Raw genomic sequence first — 1,961 nt, 5'->3', positions numbered from 1 at the left:
CCGCCTCAGGAGGGGCGGCCGCCTCCCCCGCGAACAAAACATACCGACAATGAAGAAAATATATATTACGGCCTTCCTGGCGCTGACGGCCCTGGCCTCCCGCGCGCAGCAGGACCCGCACTATACGCAGTACATGTACAACATGAACGTGATGAACCCTGCCTACGCGGGCAGCAAGGAGAGCCTCTCGGGCGGTCTTCTGTACCGCAAGCAGTGGGTGGACATCGAGGACGCGCCTACCACGGGCACGTTCTTCATCCATTCCCCGGTTGGGAAGAACGTGGGCCTCGGGCTCTCGGCGGTGAACGACAAGATCGGTCCGGTCGAGGAGACCAACGTCTACGCGGACTTCTCCTATACGCTGCAGCTCGGGGGTGAGCACAGGCTCGCCTTCGGTATCAAGGGAGGGGCTACCTTCCACAAGGTGGACTTCGCCACGATCTACCCGACGCTTCCCGACGTGGGCGACGGGGTGTTCGCCACGTCCAACCCGAGCGAGACGATGCTCAACGTGGGGGCGGGGCTTTTCTACTACACCGACAAGTACTACGTGGCCTTCTCGGTCCCGAACATGCTCAAAGGGAAATACCTTGACTTCAACGGCACGAGCTACGGCTCTGAGGCGCTGCACTACTTCCTCACGGGAGGTTACGTGTTCCAGCTGGGCCAGGACTTCAAGCTCAAGCCCTCGGCTATGATCAAGTCGAGCTTCGACGCGCCGACCTCCTACGACGTATCCCTGAACGGGCTTTACCTGGAGCGCTTCGAGCTCGGGGCGACCTACCGCATCGAGGACTCGTGGGGCGTGATGGCCAACGTTGGGGTGATCCCCAACGTGCTCCGCATCGGCTACGCCTACGACCACATCGTCTCGGACCTGAAGGTGTCGACGCCGGCCTCGCACGAGATCATCCTGCTCTTCGACATCCCTTACGCCAAGAAGGTATCCCGTTCACCACGTTATTTCTAACCTAAAAGCGAACAGAAAAGAAATGAAACGACTACATCATATTTTATTGTTGTCTCTGGCGCTTACGGGTGCATCCCTGACGGCCCAGAACAAGGACACGGCCGATGCCGACAAGTTATACAACCGCCTGGAGTACGTCGATGCCGCCGAGGCCTACCTGAAGCTCGTCGACAAGGGCAAGGGTGACGGCTACGTGTACCGCCAGCTTGCCGAGAGCTACTACAACGTCTTCAACAGCAAGGAGGCCGTGCGCTGGTACGCCAAGGCCGCCGAGTCGCAGCAGGAGGCCGAGACCTACTTCCACTACGCCCAGATGCTCAAGGCCGAGGGCAAGTACGAGGAAGCCAACAAGCAGATGTCCAAATTCGCGCAGCTGGCCCCCCAGGACAAGCGTGCCCAGGAGTTCAAGTCCGACCCGAACTATTTGCCGAAGCTCCGTGCCCAGGCCAGGATGTTCGACGACAAGCCGCTCGCCATCAACAGCGAGAAGAGCGACTTCGGCGCGGTCCTTACCGACGACAGCCACCTGTACTTCGCCTCGGCAAGGAACAAGGCGCGCAAGACCTACGGCTGGAACGAGGAACCGTTCCTGGATCTGTACGTGGCGGTGATGAACGCCGACGGCAGCTTCGCCGAGCCTACCCCGGTTAGCGGCGTGAACACGCGCTTCCACGAGGGTCCGGCCTCGATCACCTCGGACGGCAACACGATGTACTTCTCCAGCGAGAGCTTCAAGGAGGGCGAGTTCGAGAAGGACAGGAAGAACAAGCTCAAGATGGGCCAGGTCTACCTCTACAAGGCGGGCAAGGACGGAGAGTCGTGGGGCAACGTGAAGGAGCTCCCGTTCAACGGCAAGGACTACTCGTGCTCCAACCCGAGCATCAGCAAGGACGGCAGGACGCTCTACTTCTCCTCGAACATGCCGGGTGGGACCGGAGGCTACGACATCTGGAAGGTGGCCGTGAACGGCGACGGCAGCTTCGGCACGCCG

1 protein-coding gene and 1 pseudogene are annotated in these 1,961 nt (G+C 60.5%); both read left to right on the top strand.

Going from position 1 to position 1,961, the window contains the following annotated elements; all coding sequences use genetic code 11:
* Positions 1–49: 49 nt before the first annotated feature.
* On the top strand, positions 50–970 hold the full coding sequence (locus HZF10_RS17815) for a PorP/SprF family type IX secretion system membrane protein (RefSeq protein ID WP_176007597.1): 921 nt from the start codon (positions 50–52) through the stop codon (positions 968–970).
* A gap of 22 nt (positions 971–992) precedes the next feature.
* Positions 993–1,961, top strand: a pseudogene (locus tag HZF10_RS17810) (PD40 domain-containing protein); the annotation flags it as partial.

It is taken from the genome of Flavobacterium agri, from assembly GCF_013401995.1.
Classification (GTDB): Bacteria; Bacteroidota; Bacteroidia; order Flavobacteriales; family Flavobacteriaceae; genus Flavobacterium; species Flavobacterium agri.
This window is presented reverse-complemented; position numbering and strand designations above follow the sequence as displayed.